This is a genomic window from Kitasatospora sp. NPDC058046 (assembly GCF_042885595.1).
Classification (GTDB): Bacteria; Actinomycetota; Actinomycetes; order Streptomycetales; family Streptomycetaceae; genus Kitasatospora.
Genome location: NZ_JBHVRS010000034.1, coordinates 63,421 through 86,442, shown reverse-complemented (window position 1 = coordinate 86,442; position 23,022 = coordinate 63,421). Strand labels below are relative to the sequence as shown.

Annotated in this window: 18 protein-coding genes; 5 read left to right on the top strand and 13 right to left on the bottom strand. The window is 73.1% G+C overall.

Annotated features, from left to right (window positions below; all coding sequences use genetic code 11):
• Positions 1-191 precede the first annotated feature (191 nt).
• Entirely contained in the window at positions 192-3,047 is a 2,856-nt protein-coding gene (locus ACFVU7_RS41320; protein WP_049651584.1) for an RNA helicase, read from the bottom strand.
• Positions 3,048-3,315: 268 nt separating this feature from the next.
• Here ACFVU7_RS41320 and ACFVU7_RS41315 point away from each other — a divergent pair, with 268 nt between their 5' ends.
• Positions 3,316-3,690 (top strand): hypothetical protein, encoded by a 375-nt coding sequence (locus ACFVU7_RS41315; RefSeq protein WP_074002332.1) that lies wholly within the window; start codon positions 3,316-3,318, stop codon positions 3,688-3,690.
• 81 nt (positions 3,691-3,771) lie between these two features.
• Here ACFVU7_RS41315 and ACFVU7_RS41310 read toward each other — a convergent pair whose 3' ends face one another.
• Positions 3,772-4,944: an aminotransferase class V-fold PLP-dependent enzyme gene (locus tag ACFVU7_RS41310; RefSeq protein WP_380781592.1), complete on the bottom strand. Its 1,173-nt coding sequence runs from the start codon at positions 4,942-4,944 to the stop codon at positions 3,772-3,774.
• Between the two features lie 92 nt (positions 4,945-5,036).
• Here ACFVU7_RS41310 and ACFVU7_RS41305 point away from each other — a divergent pair, with 92 nt between their 5' ends.
• Positions 5,037-7,103 (top strand): prolyl oligopeptidase family serine peptidase, encoded by a 2,067-nt coding sequence (locus tag ACFVU7_RS41305; RefSeq protein WP_388051398.1) that lies wholly within the window; start codon positions 5,037-5,039, stop codon positions 7,101-7,103.
• Positions 7,104-7,285: 182 nt separating this feature from the next.
• Entirely contained in the window at positions 7,286-9,652 is a 2,367-nt protein-coding gene (locus ACFVU7_RS41300) for an immune inhibitor A domain-containing protein (RefSeq protein WP_388051395.1), read from the top strand.
• 85 nt (positions 9,653-9,737) lie between these two features.
• Here ACFVU7_RS41300 and ACFVU7_RS41295 read toward each other — a convergent pair whose 3' ends face one another.
• Entirely contained in the window at positions 9,738-11,195 is a 1,458-nt protein-coding gene (locus tag ACFVU7_RS41295; RefSeq protein ID WP_388051392.1) for an MFS transporter, read from the bottom strand.
• A 65-nt stretch (positions 11,196-11,260) separates the two neighbouring features.
• Here ACFVU7_RS41295 and soxR point away from each other — a divergent pair, with 65 nt between their 5' ends.
• Complete coding sequence (soxR, locus tag ACFVU7_RS41290) at positions 11,261-11,734, top strand: redox-sensitive transcriptional activator SoxR (protein WP_049651587.1); 474 nt, start codon at positions 11,261-11,263, stop codon at positions 11,732-11,734.
• 132 nt (positions 11,735-11,866) lie between these two features.
• On the opposite strand, the gene ACFVU7_RS41285 is transcribed toward soxR, so the two are convergent.
• From ACFVU7_RS41285 to ACFVU7_RS41265, 5 genes are read right to left on the bottom strand one after another with little or no spacing between them, the layout of a single operon-like run.
• Positions 11,867-12,868 (bottom strand): ABC transporter ATP-binding protein, encoded by a 1,002-nt coding sequence (locus tag ACFVU7_RS41285; RefSeq protein ID WP_049651588.1) that lies wholly within the window; start codon positions 12,866-12,868, stop codon positions 11,867-11,869.
• Positions 12,868-13,866, bottom strand: coding sequence for an ABC transporter ATP-binding protein (locus ACFVU7_RS41280; RefSeq protein ID WP_049651589.1), 999 nt, complete (start codon positions 13,864-13,866; stop codon positions 12,868-12,870). The genes ACFVU7_RS41285 and ACFVU7_RS41280 overlap by 1 nt, the downstream gene beginning before the upstream one ends.
• Positions 13,866-14,852 (bottom strand): ABC transporter permease, encoded by a 987-nt coding sequence (locus tag ACFVU7_RS41275; RefSeq protein ID WP_074002329.1) that lies wholly within the window; start codon positions 14,850-14,852, stop codon positions 13,866-13,868. Before ACFVU7_RS41275 ends, ACFVU7_RS41280 begins: the two co-directional genes overlap by 1 nt.
• A complete protein-coding gene (locus tag ACFVU7_RS41270) occupies positions 14,849-15,811 on the bottom strand; it encodes an ABC transporter permease (RefSeq protein WP_074002328.1) in 963 nt (320 codons plus the stop codon). Before ACFVU7_RS41270 ends, ACFVU7_RS41275 begins: the two co-directional genes overlap by 4 nt.
• Positions 15,812-15,824: 13 nt before the next feature.
• The gene (locus tag ACFVU7_RS41265) at positions 15,825-17,573 is read right to left on the bottom strand and encodes an ABC transporter substrate-binding protein (RefSeq protein WP_049651592.1); all 1,749 of its coding nucleotides are present in this window, start codon (positions 17,571-17,573) and stop codon (positions 15,825-15,827) included.
• A 162-nt stretch (positions 17,574-17,735) separates the two neighbouring features.
• On the opposite strand from ACFVU7_RS41265, the gene ACFVU7_RS41260 reads away from it, so the two are divergent.
• Complete coding sequence (locus tag ACFVU7_RS41260; RefSeq protein ID WP_375876049.1) at positions 17,736-19,187, top strand: aminopeptidase P family protein; 1,452 nt, start codon at positions 17,736-17,738, stop codon at positions 19,185-19,187.
• 22 nt (positions 19,188-19,209) lie between these two features.
• On the opposite strand, the gene ACFVU7_RS41255 is transcribed toward ACFVU7_RS41260, so the two are convergent.
• The 5 genes from ACFVU7_RS41255 to ACFVU7_RS41235 all read right to left on the bottom strand — a co-directional run bounded on the left by ACFVU7_RS41255 (position 19,210) and on the right by ACFVU7_RS41235 (position 22,907).
• Complete coding sequence (locus ACFVU7_RS41255) at positions 19,210-19,539, bottom strand: XRE family transcriptional regulator (RefSeq protein ID WP_117487201.1); 330 nt, start codon at positions 19,537-19,539, stop codon at positions 19,210-19,212.
• A 2-nt stretch (positions 19,540-19,541) separates the two neighbouring features.
• Positions 19,542-19,907 (bottom strand): type II toxin-antitoxin system RelE/ParE family toxin, encoded by a 366-nt coding sequence (locus ACFVU7_RS41250; RefSeq protein WP_117487202.1) that lies wholly within the window; start codon positions 19,905-19,907, stop codon positions 19,542-19,544.
• Positions 19,908-20,007: 100 nt separating this feature from the next.
• Entirely contained in the window at positions 20,008-21,030 is a 1,023-nt protein-coding gene (locus ACFVU7_RS41245) for a nitronate monooxygenase (protein WP_388051388.1), read from the bottom strand.
• 48 nt (positions 21,031-21,078) lie between these two features.
• On the bottom strand, positions 21,079-21,705 hold the full coding sequence (locus ACFVU7_RS41240; protein WP_049656462.1) for a response regulator transcription factor: 627 nt from the start codon (positions 21,703-21,705) through the stop codon (positions 21,079-21,081).
• The gene (locus ACFVU7_RS41235; RefSeq protein ID WP_049656461.1) at positions 21,702-22,907 is read right to left on the bottom strand and encodes a sensor histidine kinase; all 1,206 of its coding nucleotides are present in this window, start codon (positions 22,905-22,907) and stop codon (positions 21,702-21,704) included. The genes ACFVU7_RS41240 and ACFVU7_RS41235 overlap by 4 nt, the downstream gene beginning before the upstream one ends.
• Between the last annotated feature and the right edge of the window lie 115 nt (positions 22,908-23,022).

The following is a 23,022-nucleotide window of genomic DNA, read 5'->3' as shown; positions in this document are numbered from 1 at the left end:
GTGGGGGGTGGGGGGGGGGGGTGGGGGTGGGGGTGGGGGTGGGGGTGGGGGTGGGGGTGGGGGTGGGGGTGGGGGAGCGCCATGGCCGAAGGCCTGGCGCTTCCCCACCTTCGTCGTCAGGGAGGTGGAAATGCGGAAGGGCCCGCGCGCTCGGGTGGGTGAGCGGGCGGGCCCTTGCGGGGGTGCTGCGGTCAGCCGACGGAGGAGTAGGCGATGATGCCGCGGCGGAGGCCGTCGACGGCCTTGCGGGCGGTCTTGCGGAGTTCGACGTCCTCGCCCGCGGCGTCCTGGATCTGGCCCAGGACGTCGATCAGCTGCTTGGTCCAGCGGACGAAGTCGCCGGCCGGCATGTCGGCGTCGCGCAGGACCTGGTCGAGGTTGTGGCCGAGCGCCCAGCGGTAGGCGACCCAGGCGAAGCCCAGGTCGGGCTCGCGCTGGCCGACGCCCTCGGCGGTGTTGATCCGGTGCTGCTCCTCCAGGGCGTCGAGGTGGCCCCAGATCCGGACCATCTTGCCGAGCGCCTCCTTGGCCGCGCCCTCCGGCACCCGGGGGGCGCCGGCGTCGTCGGCCTGGCGGGCCTCGTACACCAGCGCCGAGGCGCAGGCGGCGAGTTCGGCGGCGGCCAGGCCGCTCCAGACGCCTTCGCGGATGCACTCGGAGGCGAGCAGGTCGAGTTCGCCGTAGAGCCGGCCGAGCCGCTTGCCGTCGTCGGTGACGGTGTCCCCGCTGAGGTAGCCGAGGTCGGTGAGCAGCCCGCAGACCCGGTCGAAGGTGCGGGCGATGGTGTGGGTGCGCGAGCGCATCCGGCGTTCCAGCAGTTCGGTGTCGCGGTGCAGCCGGTGGTAGCGCTCGGCCCAGCGGGCGTGGTCCTCGCGGTCGGAGCAGCCGTGGCAGGGGTGCTGGCGCAGTTCGGTGCGCAGCCGGGTGATCTCCGGGTCGTCGGCGGCGGCCGCGCGGCCGCGCCGGAACCGCTCGGGCTCCAGGTGGCCGGCCTTGGTGCGCAGCGCCGAGGCGAGGTCGCGCCGGGACTGCGGGCTGCGCGGGTTGAAGGACTTGGGGATGCGCAGCCGGTCGACGGCGACGACCGGGTGCGGGAAGTCGATCATGGCGAGCCGCTTGACCTGCCGCTCGGCGGTGAGCACCACCGGGCGCGGGCCGTCCTGGTAGTCGGGGTGGCGCGGGCCGCCCCGGCCGGAGCGGTTGACCGGCGGCAGGCCCGGGTCGAGGACCAGGGCGAGGCCGGCGAACTTGCCGGTGGGCACGTGGATGACGTCGCCCGGCTTGAGCTGCTCGATGGACTCGACGGCGGCCGCGCGGCGCTGGCTGCTGCCCTCGCGGGCCATCTCGTTCTCGCGGTCCTTGAGCTTGCGGCGCAGCTCCATGTACGCGTCGAAGTCGCCGAGGTGGCAGGTCATCGACTCGCGGTAGCCCTCCAGCCCCTCCTCGTTGCGCTGCACCTGGCGGGCGATGCCGACCACCGAGCGGTCCGCCTGGAACTGGGCGAAGGACGTCTCCAGCAGCTCGCGCGAACGGTGCCGGCCGAACTGGGAGACCAGGTTGACGGCCATGTTGTACGAGGGCCGGAAGGAGGACTTCAGCGGGTAGGTGCGGGTGCCGGCCAGGCCGGCCAGCGCCTCCGGGTCGAGGCCGCGCTGCCACAGCACCACGGCGTGGCCCTCGACGTCGATGCCGCGCCGCCCGGCCCGGCCGGTGAGCTGGGTGTACTCGCCGGGGGTGATGTCGGCGTGGGTCTCGCCGTTCCACTTGACCAGCTTCTCCATGACCACCGAGCGGGCGGGCATGTTGATGCCGAGCGCCAGGGTCTCGGTCGCGAAGACGGCCTTGACCAGGCCCTTCACGAAGAGCTCCTCGACCACCTCCTTGAACCGGGGCAGCATCCCGGCGTGGTGGGCGGCGATGCCGCGCTCCAGCCCGTCCAGCCACTCGAAGTAGCCGAGGACGTGCAGGTCCTCGTCGGGGATGTCGGCGCAGCGCTCCTCGACGAACGCCCGGACGAGGGCGCGGTCGGAGTCCTTGTTGAGCCGCAGGCCGGAGCTGAGGCACTGCTGGACGGCGGCCTCGCAGCCGGCCCGGCTGAAGATGAAGGTGATCGCGGGCAGCAGGCCCTCGGCGTCGAGCCGGTCGATGACGTCCACCCGGCCCGGCGTCCAGACCCGGCCGGGACGGCCGTTGGGCATCGAGCGGCCCCGGCCGCGGCCGAAGCGGTCGCGCGGGTTGCGGTCGAGTTCGGAGCGGGCGAGCCGGACCAGTTCGGGGTTGACGGCCTTGCCGGGGTTCTTCAGGCTGTGCTTGGGGCGGCCGTCGCGGTCCGGGTCGGCGAACAGGTCGTACATCCGGTTGCCGGCCATCACGTGCTGCCACAGCGGCACGGGGCGGGTCTCGGAGACGATCACCTTGGTGCCGCCGCGCACGGTGTCCAGCCAGTCGCCGAACTCCTCGGCGTTGGAGACGGTCGCGGAGAGCGAGACGAGGGTGACCGACTCGGGGAGGTGGATGATGACCTCCTCCCAGACGGCGCCGCGGAAGCGGTCGGCGAGGTAGTGCACCTCGTCCATCACGACGTAGCCGAGGCCGTCGAGGGTGCTGGAGCCCGCGTAGAGCATGTTGCGCAGCACCTCGGTGGTCATCACCACCACGGGTGCGTCGCCGTTGACGGTGTTGTCGCCGGTGAGCAGGCCGACCTTGGCGGCGCCGTAGCGCTTGACCAGGTCGCCGTACTTCTGGTTGGAGAGCGCCTTGATCGGCGTGGTGTAGAAGCACTTGCGGCCCGCGGCCAGGGCCAGGTGCACGGCGAACTCGCCGACGATCGTCTTCCCGGAGCCGGTGGGGGCGGCGACGAGGACGCCGGAGCCGGCCTCCAGCGTCTCGCAGGCCTCCAGCTGGAAGTCGTCCAGCGGGAAGTCGTACAGCTGCTGGAAGCCGTACAGGGCGGTGGCCTGCTCCTGCGCCCGGCGACGGCTGGCCGCGTACGCCTCGGCGGGGCTGAGCTCCTGGTCGTCCTGGGGCTCTGGATCGGGGGTGTTCATCGCCGTCCGGGTGTGATTGGTGTGATCTCGCATCTCAGCGAGAGGTTACCCGGGTGGACTGACATCGATAGCACCGTTTTTCCGTGCGACGGATTCACTCCCTCGGCACACTCCCGGGATCAGTTCCCTCTCAGATCCATAGTTGCAAATGTCTTCAAGTGATCGGGACGGAGTCAGACCCGATCGTCTCCGGTCATTCCTGGTGGAGGCCGGTGACGGCTCCCTACCGTCGTCGTCCCAGCCACCACGACACGGGAGGACCGCCACGATGGCGAACCTGGAGACGTCCCTCAAGGAGTCCATGGCGATCGAGGGCGCGATCGGCGTCGCCCTGGTCGACTGCGGCAGCGGCATGGCCCTCGGCACCCTGGGGGACGGCGCCGAGCTGGACCTGAACGTCGCCGCGGCGGGCAACACCGACGTGGTCCGCGCCAAGATGCGCACGATGGAGATGCTCAACCTGCACGACGTCGAGATCGAGGACATCCTGACCACGCTGACCCACCAGTACCACCTGGTCCGGCCGCTCACGGCGCCCGGGGCACGCGGACTCTTCCTCTTCCTCGCGCTCCACCGCAGCCGCTCCAACCTGGCGATGGCCCGCCACCGGCTCACCCAGATCGCACTCGCGCTGGAGGTCTGACCCCGGGCCGACCCAGGAGAGCCCGGACCGACCCGGGGAAGCCCGGGAAAGACCGGACCGGCCCGGGGAGACCCGCCGCGCCTAGCCCTTCAGCAGCTCCGCCAGCCCGTCCGCCAGCCGCTCGTACTCCTCCGGCCGGTTGTACAGCTGCGCGCTGACCCGCAGCACCCCGCCGCCGGCCCAGGGGCGGACGGCGATCCGGGTGCCGAACCGGTGCCACACCTCGGCCATCAGCGCCTTCACCTGCGGCTCGGTCTCGCCGTACCCGGCCGGCAACCGGACGGTGCGCATCCACACCCCGGGCGTCGCGGGCAGCGGCGCCAGGCCGGCCCGCTCGGTCAGCGCATGGCGGCCGTACGCGGCGAGGGCGGTGTTGTGGGCGGCCACCGCCGGGTGGCCGAGGCCGCGCAGCAGCTCGAAGCCGGCCGGGGCGGCCAGCCAGGGCGTGTAGTCGCAGGTGCCGCGCCACTCGACGTTGCCCGGGAAGCCCTTGTCGTGCTCCCAGGACAGTGCCAGCGGGCGCACCCGGCCGGTCCACTCGGGGCGGACGGCGAGCACCCCGGTGGCGCGCGGGGCGAAGGCCCACTTGTGCAGGTTGCCGAACCAGAAGTCGGCGTTCGGGTCGATCGGGGCGGGCAGCATGCCGGGGGCGTGGGCGCCGTCCACCACGGTGGTCACGCCGCGGGCGCGCAGGTCGGCGAGCAGGGCGGGGCCGGCGACCAGGCGGGCGGTGGGCGAGGTCAGCTGGTCCAGGACGGCGACGGTGGTGCGGCCGTCCACGGCGGCGAGCACCGCCTCCCGGACGGCCTGCTCGTCGGGGGCGTCCAGCGGGACGGGGGCCACCACGAGTTCGGCGCCGGTCTCGGCGGCCTTGCGGGCGGCGGCCTGGGTCACCGCGCCGTAGCCGTGGTCGGTGACCAGGATCCGGTCGCCGGGCGCGAACGGGATGCTGTCGAGGGCGATCGCGACCGCCTCGGTGACGTTGGAGACGAGCGCGAGCCGGTCCGGGTCGGCGTCGAGTTCGGCGGCGATCAGGGCGCGGGCGGCGGCGATCCGGGACGGGAGGTCGGCGAAGAAGCCGTCCGGGTCCTGCTCGTGCTCGGTGCGCAGCCGGTCCTGCGCCCGCTGGACGGGGACGGGCACCGCGCCGAAGGAGCCGTGGTTCAGGTGCGCGGTCCGCGGCGACACGCTGAACAGCCCGTCGGCGGCGGGCAGTGGCGCCGGGGGTTCGACGGTCCGCAGGTCCTCGATCACGGTTTCCTCCGCTCACTGGCGCACACTGGTGTGTGACATTTCACATGACAGACTACTGGTCGGGACACACACCGCGCGACCACCATCGGGCCGTGACCATCACCGACGCCTTCCTTGCCCTCAGCGCCCGTACCGGTCGGTTCACCTTCGGCGCGCCGCGTGCGTACACCTTCGCCGAGGACGGTACCCGGCTGCTGCTCCTCCGCTCCAGCGGTCCGGAGGATCCGGTCGACCGCCTCCACCTGCTCGACACCGCCACCGGCGAGGAGCGGCTGGTCGCCGACCCGGCCGCGCTGCTGCCCGGCCGCACCGGCCGGCGCGACGACCTGCCCGTCGTCGAGCGCCGCCTGCGCGAGCGCAGCCGGCTGGTCGCCGCCGGGATCGGCACGTACGCCGCCACCGCCGACCTCGCCACCGCCGTCTTCACCCTGGACGGCCGGCTGTTCCGCACCGACACCACCGCCGGCACCAGCGACGAACTCCCGGTCGCCGGGCCCGCGTTCGACCCCAGGCCGGACGCCACCGGACAGCGCGTCGCCTACGTCGCCGAGGACGCCCTGTACGTCACCCCCGGCCTCGAACCGCTCTCCCCCGCCGACGGCGCCCGCTGGGGCGTCGCCGAGTTCGCCGCCGCCGAGGAGCTCGGCCGCCACCGGGGCCACTGGTGGCGCCCGGACGGCGGCGCGCTGCTGGCCGCCCGGGTCGACGAATCCGCCGTCCCCCGCCGGTACTTCGCCGACCCGGCGCACCCCGGCGAGACCCCCGAGGACTTCGCCTACCCGCAGGCCGGCGGCCCCAACGCGGACGTCCAGCTCTGGGTGCTCGGCCTCGACGGCACCCGGGTCCGACTGCGCTGGGACACCGAGGAGTTCCCGTACCTCTGCGCCGCCTCCTGGGCCTCCACCGACGAGGTGCTGCTCACCGTCGCCGACCGCCTGCAGCAGAACGTGCTGCTGCTGAGCGCCGACCCGGCCACCGGTGACACCGCCGAACTCTCCCGCACCACCGACGAGTTCTGGGTGGACGACCTGCCCGGCACCCCCGCCCGGCTGGCCGACGGCCGGCTGCTCACCGTCCACGACACCCCGCAGGCCCGCGGCCTCGCGCTCGACGGCAAGCCGCTGGACACCACCGGCCTGCAGATCCGCCGGGTCGTCGGCCGGCTGCACGGCCGGCTGCTCTGCGAGACCGGCGAGGGCGACCCGTTCGACCAGTACGTCCACCTGGTCGACCCGGACGGCGGCGCACCCGAGCCGCTCGCCTCCGGCCCCGGCCTGCACTCGGCGCTCGCCGCCGCCGACACCCTGCTGCTCACCTCGGCCACCGCCGACGGCGTCCGGCGCGTCATCAGCCGCGACGGCCACGAGCTGGCGCTCACCGACCTCAGCGAGCCGCTGCCCCACCGGGTGGAGCCGCGGCTCGCCCGGGTCACCGAACGCGCCCTGCCCAGCGCCGTGGTGTACCCGCGCGGCCACGTCCCCGGCACCCGGCTGCCCGTCCTGCTGGACGTCTACGGCGGGCCCGGCTACCAGGCGGTGGCCGCCGAGCCGCGCCGCTGGCAGCTCAAGCAGTGGTGGGCCGACCAGGGCTTCGCGGTGGTCACCGTCGACAACGGCGGCACCCCGTTCGTCTCCCCGGACTTCTCCCGCACCATCTTCCGGCGGATGTCCCAGGTGGCGCTGGACGACCAGGTCGACGCGCTGCACGCGCTCGCCGAGCGGCACCCGGACCTCGACCTCGGCCGGGTCGGCGTGCGCGGCTGGTCGTACGGCGGCTACTTCGCGGCGCTCGCCGTGCTGCGCCGCCCGGACGTCTTCCACGCCGCCTGCGCGGGCGCCCCGCCCACCGACTTCCGGCTCTACGACACCGCGTACACCGAGCGCTACCTCGGCCTGCCGCAGGAGAACCCGGAGGGCTACGCCGACGACTGCCTGCTCCCCGACGCGCCCGGCCTGAGCAGGCCGCTGCTGCTGATCCACGGGCTGGCCGACGACAACGTCCACCCCTCGCACACCCTGCTGCTCTCCCAGGCGCTCACCCGGGCCGGCCGCCCGCACAACGTGCTGCCGCTGCCCGGCGCCACCCACATGACCCCGGGCGGGCTGCTGGAGCAGCTGGCCCAGGCCGAACTCGCCTTCCTGCGGGCCTCCTTGGGATGATCCGCAGCAGCGTCGGGGCCGCCGGGTGACGGCCCGGCAGTCGAAGGGCGTCGCACCCCCGGGTGCGGCGCCCTTCCGCTTGCCGCACACCTCTTTCACGTAACCCGTGACATGTGAAATATTACCTGCGCTTCACCTACCGATGACCGAGGCACCCCCATCCCCCGGAAAGGACCGGTCAGTTGCGCAGACTGTCCGCGGCCCTCGCCGCCGCACTCACCACGAGTGCGATAGCGGCCACCCTGCTGGGCACCCCCGCCCAGGCCGCACCCCCGACCCCCACCGCCCTCGCCGCCGCGTCCGCCGACGCCCAACAGGGCGCCGAGGCCCCGCCGGCCCCGCTCGCGCCCCAGGAGCGCGAGCGCCAGGCGCTGCGCGGCAAGGCCCTGGAGCAGCTCAACAAGGGCACCGTCGCCAAGGCCGCCGGCAAGCGGGCCCCGGCGAAGGTGAAGGTCGGCAACGACTACGTCCAGCTCGCGCACCAGCGCACGGACAAGGTCTTCGTGATCCTCGCCCAGTTCGGCGACCAGGTCGACAACACCACCCAGTGGAACGGCCAGCCCCGCTACGGCGGCACCCCCGGCCCGGCCCACAACCAGATCCCCAAGCCGGGCAAGGACGACAACCACACCCTGTGGTCACAGGACTTCGACCGCGGCTACTACCAGAAGATGTTCTTCGACGACACGCCCGGCGCGGTGTCGATGCGCAACTACTACCGCACCCAGTCCTCCGGCCGGTACGACGTCGAGGGCACCGTCAGCGACTGGGTCACCGTCCCGTACAACGAGGCCCGCTACGGCAGCAACAAGGGCCCGCAGGGCTCCGGCGCCTGGACCCAGGGCCAGGAGTTCATCCGGGACGCCGTGAAGGCCTGGTACGACGGCGAGGTCGCCAAGGGCCGCTCCGCCGCCGACATCAAGGCGCAGCTCGCCCAGTACGACGTCTACGACCGCTACGACCACGACAAGAACGGCGAGTTCGCCCAGCCGGACGGCTACCTGGACAACGTCGTCGTGGTGCACGCGGGCGTGGACGAGACCTGGGGCGGCGGCGCCCAGGGCGCCGACGCGCTGTGGGCGCACCGCAGTTGGACCTTCCCGGACGCGACCGGGCAGACCGGCCCGGAGGGCAACAAGATCGGCGGCGCCCCCGTCGGCGACACCGGCCTGTACGTCTACGACTACGTCCAGGCGGGCGAGAACAGCGGCGTCGGCCTGTTCGCCCACGAGTTCGGCCACAACCTCGGCCTGCCCGACCTGTACCCCACCAACGGCGGTGACAACAGCGTCAACTTCTGGTCGCTGATGTCCTCCGGCTCCTACCTGGGCAAGGGTCCGAACACCACCGGCGGCTACCCCGGCGACCTCGACGCCTGGAGCAAGCTGCAGTTCGGCTGGCTCGACTACGACGAGGCGCAGGCCGCCACCCGCTCCACCCACGCGCTCGGGGTGAGCAGCTACAACACCGACCAGGCCCAGGCCGTCCTGGTCCACCTGCCGGACGGCACCACCCGCACCGACCTCGCCGACCCGTACGAGGGCGGCCGGCAGTGGTGGAGCGACACCGGCGACAACCTCGACAACTCCCTGGCCCGGGACGTCGACCTGCGCACCGCCGCCGGCCCGGCCGCCCTGGACGCGGCGGTCTGGTACGACACCGAGCAGGACTACGACTTCCTGACCGTCGAGGCCTCCACCGACCAGGGCAAGCACTGGACCTCCCTCGGCGGCACCGTGGACGGCGCCCCGATCGGCAACACCAGCGCCAACACCCCCGGCCTGAGCGGCAGTTCCGGCAGCTACAAGCAGCTGCACATCCCGCTGGACGGCTACCTCGGCCAGCAGGTCCGGCTGCGCTTCCACGTCACCTCGGACGGCAACACCCACGGCCGGGGCGTGCTGGTGGACGCCGTCAAGGCCACCGCCGGCGCCGCCGTGCTGTTCGCCGACGGCGCCGAGAACGGCGCGAACGGCTGGACGGCCGGCGGCTTCACGGTCATCGACGGCCGCACCGCCGTCAAGCAGCACCCGCGCGCGTACCTCGCCGAGAACCGCCGCTACACCGGCTACGGCGAGTTCCTGAAGACCGGCCCGTACAACTTCGGCTACAGCGGCGTCGCGGGCAAGGCCAACGTGGTGGACAACTACCCGTACCAGGAGGGCGTCCTGATCTGGCTGTGGGACACCTCGTACGGTGACAACAACACCAAGGACCACCCCGGCGGCGGACTGATCCTGCCGATCGACGCCCGTCCGGCGCCGATCCGCTTCGCCGACGGGACACTGGTCAACGGGCGGGCGCAGACCTACGACGCGACCTTCTCGCTCAAGCCGACCACGGCGTTCACCCTGCACAAGGGCGGCGTCGCGGTGCGCGTCCCGTCGAAGCCGGCCGTCCCGGTCTTCAACGACCGCACCGGGGTGTACGGCGACCCGGCCACGCCGCAGCTGACGGTGAAGGTGCCGGACACCAACACCAAGATCGAGGTCGTCCGGGAGTCCCAGGGCGGCAGGATCACCACCGTCCGGGTGGGCCCGGCCTCCTGACCGGTACGTGAAGGGCCCCGGATCCCCCCGACGAAAAGGGATCCGGGGCCTGCTCATGCGCCCGAGGCTAGCCGGGTACCCGGGGTCAGCGCCCCAGGCTGCGCGCGGTGCGCGCGGCGGTGACCACCCCCAGGACGGTGATCGCGGCGATCCCGAAGGTCATGTACCGGGCCGAGTCGACCGGGCTGTCCCCGCCCAGGTTGACCAGGGTGCCGGCCAGCGCCGAGGTCACCGAGAAGGCGATCAGCTGGGTGGTGTTGATCGCCGCGGCCGCCTTGCCGCCCTCGGCCGGGTCGCTGCTGCTGCGCATCGCGGCCACGCTCAGGTGCGGGAAGGCCAGGCCTATCCCGGTGCCGGCGGCGAACAGCGCCACCGCCCAGAGCAGCACCCGGAGCCCGGAGGCGTGCCCGGTCTGCGACAGCCCGTACACCAGCAGGCCGCCGACCAGCACCAACGGGGCGACCCGGATCGCCAGGGCCCGGCCGCGGGCCGACTCGATGCCGACGCTGAACAGCTGGGCGGCGGTCCAGCCGGCCGAGGTGGCGGCGCCGAGGAAGCCGGCCACCAGCGGGCCGAGGCCGCCCAGCTGCTGGCCGAACAGCGGGATGAAGTTCTCCGTCACCACGCCCGCGCAGAGCACCGCGACGGTCAGGTAGAGCCACTTCAGGGGGTTGCCGGGCCGGTAGGTCTGCCGCGGCAGCACCGTCGCCGCCGAGCGCCGCTCGACCACCGCGAAGCCCACCAGCAGCGCCAGTCCGGCGAGCAGGCAGAGCGCCGTCGGCCAGCCGGACGGCACGGTCGAGCTGACGCTGAAGACGGCCGCCGCCGGGGTGAGCAGCAGCAGCGAGGGCAGCGGCACCGGGCCGCCGCCCCGACCCGTGCCGGAGCGCCCGGGCAGCACCCGGCGGGCCAGCACCGCCAGCACCAGCGCGGCGGCCAGCAGCAGGACGTACGCCCCGCGCCAGGCGCCGAGCTGGGCGAAGAGCCCGCCCAGCGACGGCCCGACCAGGGTGCCGACGCCCCACATCGCGGAGACCAGTCCGGCCGCGCGGGTCCACAGCCGCTCCGGCAGGGCGCTGCGGATCACCGCGTAGCCGAGCCCGGCCACCAGCCCGCCGCCGAGGCCCTGCACCACCCGGCCGAGGATCAGCGCCGCCATCGACGGGCTGAGCGCGTTGACCACGGCGCCGGCGCCGAAGACCAGGAAGCCCAGGACGTAGGCCCGGGCGGCGCCGAGGCGCTCCAGCAGCCGGCTGACCAGCATCGAGGCGATCACGGCGGCCATCAGGAAGCCGGTGGCCACCCACGCGTAGTACCGCTCGCCGCCGATGTCGGCGACGATCGAGGGCATCAGCGCGGCGGTGAAGTAGAGGTTCATCGCGTACAGCGCGACGCCGCCGGCCAGGATCGAGGCGGGGGCGGCGTACCGGCGGGAGAAGAGTTCGCGCCACCCGGCGGCGGCCCCGGCGGACTGCGACTCCGGTGCGTAACTGCCCTGCTCAGCAGGGGAGGTGTCGGTCACTACGGCAGATGATTCGGTCACGTCCGGTACGCTAGGACTTCAAGGGAACTTGAAGTCAAGGAAGCCGAAGGAACCGAGGAGTCGCCATGACCACCGCGCCGGTCGACCTGCTGAGCGTCGGGGAGGTGGCCCGGCGGGCCGGGATCGCCACCTCGGCGGTGCGCTTCTACGAGGACCAGGGGCTGATCTCCTCCGAGCGCACGGCCGGCAACCAGCGGCGCTACCGGCGGCACGTGCTGCGCCGGATCTCGCTCATCCTGGTCGCCAAGCGGCTCGGCATCCCGCTCTCCGAGGTCGCCGAGGTCTTCACCGGCCTGCCCGAGGACCGGATGCCCGGCAAGCACGACTGGGAGCGCATCTCCCGGCGCTGGGCCGAGCAGCTGCGCGCCCGCCGGGCCGAGCTGGAGCGGCTGGAGGACGAGCTGACCGGCTGCATCGGCTGCGGCTGCGTGTCGCTGCGCCGCTGCCGGGTGCTCAACCCGGGGGACGAGCTGGCCGCCGAGGGGCCGGGCCCCCGCCGGCTGCTGCCGGAGGAGGGCCTGCTGCCCGTCGAGGAGTGAGGCGCCGTCGACGGGTGAGATGCCATCGGCGCGTGGGACGCCGTCGACGCGTGGGCGGGGAAGGGGTTGGAACCCGGCCGGACGCGGCCCTCGCAGGGTTCCCCGCCGCGTCCGACCGGGGGCTTGTGCGGCTCAGACCTCCGGGAAGTGGCAGGCCGCCTGCCGCTCGCCGGGCCCGGCGATCCGCAGCAGCGGCCGCTCGGTCCGGCACAGGTCCTGGGCCTTCGGGCAGCGCGGGTGGAAGGTGCAGCCGGGCGGCGGGTCGGCCGGGCTCGGCGGGTCGCCGAGCAGCACGATCCGCTCCCGGGTGCGCTCCGCCTCCGGGTCGGGCAGCGGGACGGCGGACAGCAGCGCCCTGGTGTACGGGTGCGCGGGGCTGCCGTACACCTCGGCCTTGTCGCCGATCTCCACGATCCGGCCCAGGTACATCACCGCGACCCGGTCGCAGACCCGCTTGACCACCGAGAGGTCGTGCGCGATGAACACGTACGCCAGCCCGAGCTCCTGCTGGAGCCGCTCCATCAGGTTGACCACCTGGGCCTGGATGGAGACGTCCAGCGCGGAGACCGGCTCGTCGGCGATCACCAGCCGCGGCGAGGTGGCCAGCGAGCGGGCGATGCCGATGCGCTGGGCCTGGCCGCCGGAGAACTCGTGCGGGTAGCGGTCCAGGTGCTCGGGGATCAGCCCGACCAGCTCCATCAGCTCGGCGGCCCGCTTGCGCGCGGCCGCCGCGCTCTCGCCCTGGACGAGCAGCGGCTCGGAGATGATCCGGGCCACCGTCTGCCGGGGGTTGAGCGAGGAGTACGGGTCCTGGAAGACCATCTGGAGGTCGCGCCGGTGCGGCCGCAGCCGGGCCTGGGAGAGCCCGCCGATCTCGGTGCCGTCGAAGGTGACGGTGCCCGAGGTCGGGTCGAGCAGCCGGACGATCATCCGCCCGGTGGTGGACTTGCCGCAGCCGGACTCGCCGACCAGGCCGAGCGTCTCGCCCGCCCCGACGTCGAAGCTCACCCCGTCCACCGCCCGGACCGGCGCACCGGGGCGCCCGGTGCGGCTCCGCCGGCCGGGGAAGGTCTTCACCAGGTCCCGTACGGACAGCAGCGGTCCGGCCGCGTCCTTCGTCGACGGTGTGGTCATCACAGCACCCCTTCCGGCACCAGCGGCAGGTGGCAGGCGGCCTGGTGGCCGGGGGCGAGCCGGTCGAGCACGGGGCGCTCGGCCAGGCAGCGGGAGTGCTCCTCGGCGGACGCCGCGGTGGTGCGGGCGCAGCGCGGGGCGAAGGAGCAGCCGGGGGCGGGGGCGATCAGCGACGGCGGGCTGCCGGGGATGGCGCGCAGCGGGGCGTCGTCGGTGTCGTCCAGGCGCGGCAGCGAGTCCAGCAGGCCGCGCGTGTACGGGTGCGCGGGCTGCGCGAACAGCCGGTCCACCGGGGCCTGTTCGGCGGCCCGGCCGCCGTACATGACCAGCACCTCGTGGGCGACCCGGGCGACCACGCCGAGGTCGTGGGTGATCATCACGACGCCGAGGCCGCGCTCCTGCTGGATCCGGGCGATCAGGTCGAGGATCTGCGCCTGGACGGTGACGTCGAGCGCCGTGGTGGGCTCGTCGGCGATCAGCAGCTCGGGCTCGCAGGCGAGCGCCATGGCGATCATGACGCGCTGGCGCATGCCGCCGGAGAACTGGTGCGGGTACTCGTCGACCCGGCGGGCCGGCTCCGGGATGCCGACCTCGGCCAGCATCTCCACCGCCTTGGCCCGCCCGGCCTTGCGGTTGGCCTTGAAGTGCACCCGGTAGTGCTCGGCGATCTGCTCCCCGACGGTGTAGAAGGGGTGCAGGCTGGACAGCGGGTCCTGGAAGATCATCGCGATCCGGCGGCCCCGGACGGTGCCCAGCTCCCGCTCCCCGAGCCCGTTCAGCTCCTGCCCGTTCAGCCGGATCGAGCCGGTGACGGCGGCGCCGCGGTGCAGGCCCATGACGGCGAGCGAGGTGACGGACTTCCCGCTGCCCGACTCGCCGACCAGCCCGAGGGTGCGACCGGCCTCGACGGCGAAGGAGATCCCGTCCACCGCGCGGACGGTGCCGCGCGGGGTGTCGAAGGCGACCTTGAGGTCCTCGACCTCCAACAGCCTGGTCATCAGTACCTCACTCTCGGGTCGACGAACGCGTAGAGCAGGTCGACCAGCAGGTTCGCCGCGACGATGAAGAAGGCCGCGAGCAGGGTGACGCCGAGGATCACGGGCTGGTCGGAACGGGCCAGCCCGTCGTAGAACAGCCGGCCGACGCCGGGCAGACCGAAGATCGACTCGGTGATGACCGCGCCGGCCAGCAGGCCGCCGAGGTCCATGCCGAAGATGGTCAGGATCGGCGTCATCCCGGAGCGCAGCCCGTGCTTGACGGTGACCGTCCGCGGCGGCAGGCCCTTGGCCCGGGCGGTGCGGATGTACGGCTCGGCCATCGCCTCGATCATCGAGTTGCGGCTCTGCCGGGCGTACATGGCCGCGTACAGCAGGGCCAGCGCGATCCACGGCAGCAGCAGGTTGGAGCCCCATGCGAAGGGGTTCTCGGTGAACTTGTGGTACGAGGGGTAGGGCAGCACGCCGGCCGTCCTGACCAGGCCCCAGATCAGCATGATCGAGGTGAAGTAGACCGGCAGCGAGGCGGTGCCGACGGACAGCACCATCAGGGTCTTGTCGATCGGCCTGCCCTTGCGCAGCGCCGAGGTGACGCCCGCGCCGAGGCCGAGGACCAGCCAGAGCACGGCCGCGCCGAGGGCCAGCGAGATGGAGACCGGCAGCCGGTCGGTGAGCAGGTCCCAGACCGGCAGCCCGTACTCGTAGGAGTAGCCGAGGCAGGGGAAGCCGCAGTGCACCGCGCTGGGGCCGGAGCCGTAGTCGCGGCCGGCGAAGATGCCGCCGAGGTAGGCGAGGAACTGGTCCCAGACCGGCTTGTCCAGGCCCATCGCCGACTTGACGTCGGCGAGCCGCTCGGGGCTGCAGGTCTTGCCGCAGGCGGCCGCTGCCGGGTCGTTGGGCAGCAGGTAGAAGATGGTGAAGGTGATGGCGCAGATGGCGAGCAGGATGCCCGCCACGCCGAGCAGCCGGCGGCCGAGGTAGAGGATCACGACCGGCCTCCCCGGGGGTCGAGGATGTCGCGCAGCGCGTCGCCGAGCAGGGTGAAGGCGAGCACGGCGACGAACAGGAAGGCGGTCGGGATCAGGAAGTAGGTCGGGTCGGTCTCGTAGTGCACGATGCTCTCGGCGATCATCTGGCCCCAGGACGCGGTCGGCGGGCGGACGCCCACGCCGAGGTAGCTGAGCGCGGCCTCGGTGGCGATCATGCCGGGGACGAGCAGGGTGGTGTAGGCGATGATCGGGCCGGAGACGTTCGGCAGGATCTCGCGGGTGAGGATGCGCCAGGAGCGCGCCCCGCCGACCTTGGCGGCCTCGACGTACTCGCGGTGCTTGAGCGAGAGGGTCTGGCCGCGCACCACCCGGGCGATGCCGGGCCAGGTGAACAGCCCGATCACCAGGGTGATCAGCAGGATCCGGTTGACGTCCTTGGCCACCGACATCATCGCGATCATGAAGATCAGCGAGGGGAAGGACATCGTGAGGTCCATCAGCCGGGACAGCAGGGTGTCGACGCGCCCGCCGAAGTAGCCCGCCGCGATGCCGGCCAGGGTGCCGGCGATCACGACCACGGCGGTCGCGGTGAACGCGATCAGCAGGGACACCTGACCGCCGTGCAGCACCCGGGCGAACAGGTCGCGGCCGCTGCCCGGCTCGACGCCCAGCCAGTGCCGGGCGCTGATGCCGCCGAAGTCGCCCCGGGGCACGCCGCCCAGGTACGGATCGACGGCGCGCTTGTCGAACTCCTCCGGGGTCCAGCCGCCGAGGGCGCTGAGCGGTCCGGCCAGCGCGGTGACCAGGATCAGCACGCCGACGGTGATCAGCCCGAACCGGGCCGAGCCCTTGGCCCACAGCTGGTCCCAGACCAGCCGCCAGGGCCCGCGCCCGGCACTCTTCTTGGCGCCCCCCGCCGTGGCGTCGGCCACGGCGGCGGGCTCAGTGGTGGTACTCATCGCTGCCGGCCCCTCACTTGCCCTTGGCGGGGTCCTTGAGGCCGATGGCACCCAGGTCGAGCATCCCGGCGTAGCCCTGGTTGCCGAAGGCGCCGGCCACGTTGGTGCCGACCAGCAGGGGGCGGCGCTGCCAGATCAGCGGGACGGCCGGGGCCTTCTTCGCCAGGTCCTGGTCCAGCTGCTGCCAGGCCTTGTTGGCCTCGTTGACGTCCGTCATGGCCGCGATCTGGTCCATCCGGTCCATCGTGGCCTGGTCCTTGAACTGGCTCAGGTTGCCCTGGTTGCCCTTCTCCTTGATGGTGCGGCCGTCGAACTGGAACGGCAGGAAGGTCGCACCGGAGGGGTAGTCGGGGCACCAGCCGCTGATGGTCAGGTCGGGGGCGTTCTTGATGTCGCCGACGGTGTCCTGGAAGGCGGACGGGTCGGTGGTGTTGATGGTGACCTGGACCCCGGCCTTGGACAGCGACTGCTGGATCGCCTCGGCGCGGCTCTTGTCGCCGAGCGAGACGGTGAGCGAGACCTTGAGGTCGCTCTTGCCCGCCTCCTGGAGCAGCTTCTTGGCCTTCTCCGGGTCACCGGCCGCCGGGACCTTCAGCGGGTCGGACTTGACGCCGCCGGTCAGCGAGGGCGGCAGGTAGGAGGTCGCCACGTCGGCCATCGCCGGGCCGCCGAAGGCCGTCACCTGCCCCTCGCGGTCGACCGCCCACATCATCGCCTCGCGCACCTTCGGGTCGTCGAAGGGGGCCTTGGAGGTGTTCATGTACAGCATGTCGGTACAGCCGGTGACCTCGGCGGCCATGCGGGACTTGACGTCCGGCTTGGGCAGCACCTTGGCGACGGTCTCGTGCGCCATCCACGGCATGTTGATCGCGTTGGCGTCGGCGCCGTCGCTGGCGATGATCCGGTCGTCGGCCTGGCCGCCCTTGATGCCCTCGGTGACCACGACCTTGTCCGGGTAGGCCTTGCGGACGGTGTCGGTGGCCGGGTCCCAGTTGGTGTTGCGGACCAGCACCAGCTGCTTGCCGCGGTCGTAGGTCTCGATCTTGTACGGGCCGGAGGAGAACGGCCGGGCGTCGTACTGGGTGCCCTTCTCCTGGGACTGCGGCACCGGGGAGAAGGTCGGCAGCGAGACGGTGGAGGAGAACTCGGCGACCGGGCGCTTCAGGTGGAAGACGATCGTCTTGTCGTCCGGGGTCTCGATGCTCGCCAGGTGCTCGCCGTTCAGCGGGCCCTTGTAGTTCTCGCCGCCGGCCAGGTACTGGATCGCGTAGTCGGGGCCGCCGGTGAGGTCCGGGGAGAAGGACCGCTCGACGTTGTACTTGATGTCGGCGGCCTTGATCGGCGAGCCGTCCTCGTACTTGAGGCCGTCCTTGAGGGTGAAGGTCCACACCTTGCCGCCGTCGGAGGACTTGCCGAGGTCGGTGGCGAGGTCCGGGACGATCTCGCTGCCCGCCGCGCCCGGCTCGGCCTTGAAGGTGGTCAGGGTGCGGTAGATCAGCCGGGTGCCGAAGTCCATGTGCGGCACCACCCAGCTGCGGGCCGGATCGAGGTGGGCGAAGTCCTGGTTGGTCAGGACGGTGAGGGTGCCGCCCTTGGCAGGGGTGCCGCCGATGACCGAGCCGGACGCGGCGCCCGGGCCCTTGCCGTCGGAGGGGGCGGCGTCGCTGCCGCCGTCACTCTTGTCGTTGGAGCAGGCCCCGAGGCCGAGGGTGAGGGTCGCCGCGAGGGCCGCCGCGAGGGCGGCGTGGGTGCGCCTGGTCATGTTGCAACTCCGCTGTGGGGGGCCCGATCCGCCGGATCTGGCCGCTGCGCTGTGTGACCCGTAACATAGTAATGTGAAATTGCACTGCACAAGAGGTGACGGCTCCCGTTACCGAGCTGTGTCCGTGCCAGCATCTCCCCCGCCCCGCCAAGGAGTTCACCGGTGACCCTTCCCCCGACCGGCCTCAACACCGGGAGCCACGACCTCCCGGTCTCCCCCGCCCTCGCCTCCTTCATGGCCACCAGCTGGGCCGCCACCCCGCTCCCCGCCGACCGGCGCGTCCCCGGCCACGACCGCTTCCCCGGCCGCCGCGCCCGGCTCTCCGCCGCCTTCCCCGGCGAACGGCTGATCGTCCCGGCCGGCCGGCTCAAGGTCCGCTGCAACGACCTCGACTACCGCTTCCGCCCGCACAGCGCGTACGTCTGGCTCACCGGCCTCACCGGCGAGGACCAGGCCGACCACGTCCTCGTCCTCGAACCGGCCGGCCCCGAAGGCCACGAACCCGTCCTCTACCTGCGCCCGCGCTCACCGCGCGACGGCGGCGAGTTCTACCGCGACCGCCGCTACGGCGAGTTCTGGGTCGGCTCCCGGCCCGACCTCGCCGAAGCCGCCCGACTCACCGGCGTACGCACCGAACACCTCGACGACCTCGGCAAACTGCTCACCGGCCCCCAGCCCCCCACCCGGGTCCTGGCCGGCACCGACCCGCTCGTCGACGAGGCCACCGGACGGCCCGCCGACGGCCGGCGGGACGGCGAACTCGCCGCCGTCCTCTCCGAGTTGCGCCTGGTCAAGGACGAATGGGAGATCGGACAGCTGCAACTGGCCGTCGACCACACCACCACCGGCTTCGAGGACGTCGTCCGCGCCCTGCCCACCGCACTGCGCCACCACCGCGGCGAACGCTGGATCGAGGGCGTCTTCGACCTGCGCGCCCGCGCCGAGGGCAACGGCACCTCCTACACCACCATCGCCGCCTCCGGCGCCCACGCCTGCGTCCTGCACTGGATCCGCAACGACGGCGCCCTCGACCCGAACTCCCTCCTCCTGCTGGACGCCGGCGTCGAGACCGACACCCTCTACGCCGCCGACATCACCCGCACCCTGCCGCTCAGCGGCACCTTCACCCCGATCCAGCGCCAGGCCTACGACCTCGTCCTCGCCGCCCAGAGCGCCGGCATCGCCACCCTCCGCCCGGGCGCGCGGTTCCGCGACTTCCACCGCGCCGCCATGCGGGTCATCGCCGAAGGCCTCGCCGACTGGGGCGTCCTGCCCGTCTCCGCCGAAGAGGCCCTCGCCGAGGACAACGGCCTCTACCGCCGCTACACCCTCTGCGGCAGCGGCCACATGCTCGGCCTCGACTACCACGACTGCGCCAAGTCCCGCGCCGACCGCTACCTCGACGCCACCCTGGAGGAGGGCATGGTCCTCACCGTCGAACCCGGCCTCTACCTCCAGCCCGACGACGAGACCCTCCCCGCCGAACTCCGCGGCCTCGGCATCCGCATCGAGGACGACCTCGTCATCACCCCCGACGGCGCCCACCTGATGTCCGGCGCCCTCCCGAGGACCGCCACCGACGTCGAGTCCTGGATGGCGACCCTGCTCTCCTGAGGAGGCCGCCAGGAGCGGACGGTCAAGCCACCTTGATCGTCCGCTCCCCCCGCCGGATCATCACCTCGACCTCGCCGCCGATCGCCGCCGAATACGCCCGCAGGTTGTCCAGGCTGTCCACCTGCCCGTGCTCGATCTGGGACACCCGCGCCTGACTCACTCCCATCAGCGCCGCCACCTCCTTCTGGGTGAGGTTGGCCGACTTCCGCATCTCGGCCAGCTCGTAGCCGCGGATCCGGGCCAGGTTCTCCTTTCGGATCCGAGCCCGGTCGGCCTCCGCCTCCGGCGAGGCCAGCCAGGGGTTGATCCGCTGCGCCTCGGCCCACACCTCGGTCCAGCTACGACCCTTCATGCTCACGCTCCCTTGTCCTTCTCCTCGACGTACTGCTCATAGCGAGCCTCCGCCAGCGGGATGTTGATGTCGTACCACCGGGACCACTCCCCGTTCTTGTCGCCGGCGACCAGGATGACGGCCTCCCGCTCGACATCGAAGACGAAGAGCATTCGAACCTCGGAGCGCCCCGCCGAGCCGGGCCGGAGCTCCTTCAGGTTGTGCAACGTGCTGCCATGAATCCGATCCACCAGCGGGCGCCCGAGCAGCGGCCCCCTTCTGGCGAGCAATTCGATCGCGTCGGCGATCTGGTCGGCCGTATCCGGGTCCTTGACAGCGATGTCCAGGAACCAGTCGTTCACCGGACCGATGAGTGTGATCTCCCACATGGACCCAAATTAAGTTGTTCCTTATACGTTACCGCGCGCTTTCCCGCTCAATCCACCCCTGCGGGGGACAACACGCCGAGTCCTGCGCGCCCCCGGCTCGCTACCCCCGCGCCGCCTGCCACAGGTCGGCGACGATCGTCTCCGCCGGGCCGGTGCGGGCCAGGTGGTGGGCGGTGCCGGCCCAGAGGTGCATGGCGTCGGTGTCGCCGCGGCGGGCGGCGGCGGCGCGGAGGGGGGCGGTGAGGTGGTGGACCTCGGGGTAGGCGGGCGGGGCGTACGGGCCGTGGCGGTCGATGAAGCCGTTGCGCAGGCCGCGGGCCGGGCGGCCGGTGAAGGCGCGGGTGACGGCCGTCTCCGGGAGTTCGACGAGCGCCGCCCGGTGGGCGGCCGAGGCGCCGGACTCGTCCGAACGCAGCAGCGCCGTGCCCAACTGCACCGCCACCGCCCCCGCCCGCAGTGCCGCCGCGACGGCCGCGCCGTCGCCGAGTCCGCCCGCGGCGATCAGCGGCAGCGCCGTCACCTCCCGTACGGCGGGCAGCAGTTCGAGCAGCGGCAGCTCCCCGGGCCGGTCCGTCACCCGGTGGGTGCCCCGGTGGCCGCCCGCCTCCGGGCCCTGCACGCACAGCGCGTCCATCCCGAGGGCCTGCGCCGCCCGCGCCTCCTCGGGCGTGGTGACGGTGGCGACCTGGGTCGTGCCGACCGCCCGCACCGCCGCCGCCTCCTCGGCCGTGGGCAGCCCGAAGGTGTACGAGAGCACCGGCACCGGGTCGGCGAGCAGGAGGGCGAGCTTGGCCTCCCAGTCGTCGCGGTCCGGCCCGATCTCCTCCGGCAGGGTCACGCCCCACTGCTCGGCCTCGGGGCGCAGCCGCTCCCGGTACGCCGCGACGGCCGCCGCGTCCCCGGGCGTGCCCGGCACGAAGAGGTTCACCCCGTACGGCCGGTCGGTCGACTTCCGTACCGCCGCGATCTGCTCGGCCATCGCCTGGGCGGCCTTGAGGGCGCCGGCCAGGAACCCGAGCCCGCCGGCCCGGTTCACCGCCGCCGCCAGTTCGGGCGTCGAGGGCCCGCCCGCCATCGGGGCGGCGATCACCGGTACGGCGAGCTCGTCGAGACGGACGGTCATCAGGCGCTCCTCACGCTGCCACGGGCACGGAACACCCCCACCCTACGCTCAGCGGATCAGCCCCAGCCGCCGTGCCTCGCGCACCGCCGCCGTGCGCGAGTCCACGCCCAACTTGGTGTAGATGTGCACCAGATGGGACTTCACCGTGGCCTGGCTCAGGTGCAGCCGCTGACTGACCTGCTGGTTGGTCAGCCCGTCCGCGACCAGCCCCAGCACCTCGGTCTCCCGGGCGCTGAGCGCCGCCGCGGGCGTCCGCATCCGTTCCAGCAGCCGGTCCGCCACGCTGGGCGCCAGCGCGCTGCGCCCCGCCGCGGCGGCCCGGACGGCCTGGGCCAGCTCCTCCGGCGGCGCGTCCTTCAGCAGGTAGCCGGTGGCGCCCGCCTCCAGGGCGGGCAGGGTGTCCGCGTCGGTGTCGTACGTGGTGACCACCAGGACCCGCGGCGCGCCCGCCCGGGCGGTGATCGCCGCGGTGGCCTGCGCCCCGTTCATGGCCGATCCCGGCCCGAACTGGAGGTCCATCAGCACCACGTCCACGCCCGGCTCGGCCGCCAGTTCGACGGCCCGCTCGGCGGTGGCCGCCTCCGCCACGATGGCGAAGTCCGGTTCGCACTCCAGCACGGCCCGCAGCCCGGCCCGCACCACCGGGTGGTCGTCGGCGATGAGCAGCCGGATCACTGGCCGGCCTCCGGGGTGACCGGCAGCTGCACCGCCACCGTCGTGCCCTGCCCGGGCGCCGACTCCACCGTGAAGCCGCCGCCGAGCGCCCGCGCCCTGGCCCGCATCGACGGCAGCCCGAAGCCGCCGTCCCCGCCGGTGCGGCCGGCGACCGCCGCCGGGTCGAACCCGGCCCCGTCGTCGTACACGTCCAGTGCCACCTCGCCCTCCATGTAGCTGAGTGTCACCTCGGCCCGCGCGGCCCCCGCGTGCCGGACGGTGTTGCCGAGCGCCGACTGCGCGATCCGCAGCAGCGCGACCTCCTCCGCGGCCGGCAGCCGGACCGGGGCGCCGGAGACGTGCAGCTTCACCGGCAGGCCGCTCTGCGCCGTCGTCGTCGCGCACAGCCGCTCCAGCGCGACCGGCAGCGGGTCGCCGTCCAGCGCGGGCGGGGTGAGCGCCCGGACGAACCGGCGGGCCTCGTCCAGGTTGTCCTGGGCGGCCTGCCGCGCCTGCTCGACGTACCCGGCGGCGGTCTCGGTGCGCTCCGGCAGGGCCCGCTGGGCGGCCCGCAGCAGCAGCTGGATGGAGCTGAGGCCCTGTGCGAGGGTGTCGTGGATCTCCCGGGCGAGCCGCTCCCGCTCGGCCAGCACCCCGGCCGCGTGGTGGGCGGCGGCGGCGTCGGCGCGGGCGGCGGTCAGCTCGTCGATCAGCCGGCGGCGCTCCTCGCTCTCCCGGTACAGCGCCTGGTAGCCGAGCACGGTGGCGGTGGCGACGGCCGCGCCGAGCGCGGGCCCGATCGAGGCGGCGAAGCTGAAGCTGTGCTGGTGCCAGGACCACGCGGCGATCGACGCGGCGGCGGTCAGCCCGACGGCGACCAGCCCGCCGCGCCGCCCCAGCAGGTGCAGTTCCAGGAAGTACAGCGGGAAGGCCAGCCAGACGCCGTCCTGGGTGGTGATCAGCACGCCCGCCCAGGTGACGCCGAGCAGCGCCAGCCAGAGCGCGGCCGCCCGCCGGGAGCGGCGCACGGCGGCCAGCTGCGGCCCGACGGTGTAGACGGCGGCCATCGCGGTGGCCGCGGCGGCGACGGCGGCCGGATCGCCGCCCCGGTCGACGAGGACGGCCCGGGCGACGGCGAGCGCGAGCAGGCCCGCCACGAGCAGGTGCAGGCAGACCTGGAGGACGCGGGCGACGGGGGTGGTTCTGGATCGTTCGGTCGCCATCCGTCCAGCCTAAGTTCCTAGCCCGGCACCCGGCATCAATCAAAAGGTTGAACTCGGGCTCTCCCCTTTGATGCCCAGGATGCAATCCCCGGCGCGATGCCCCGGCCCCCTTCCG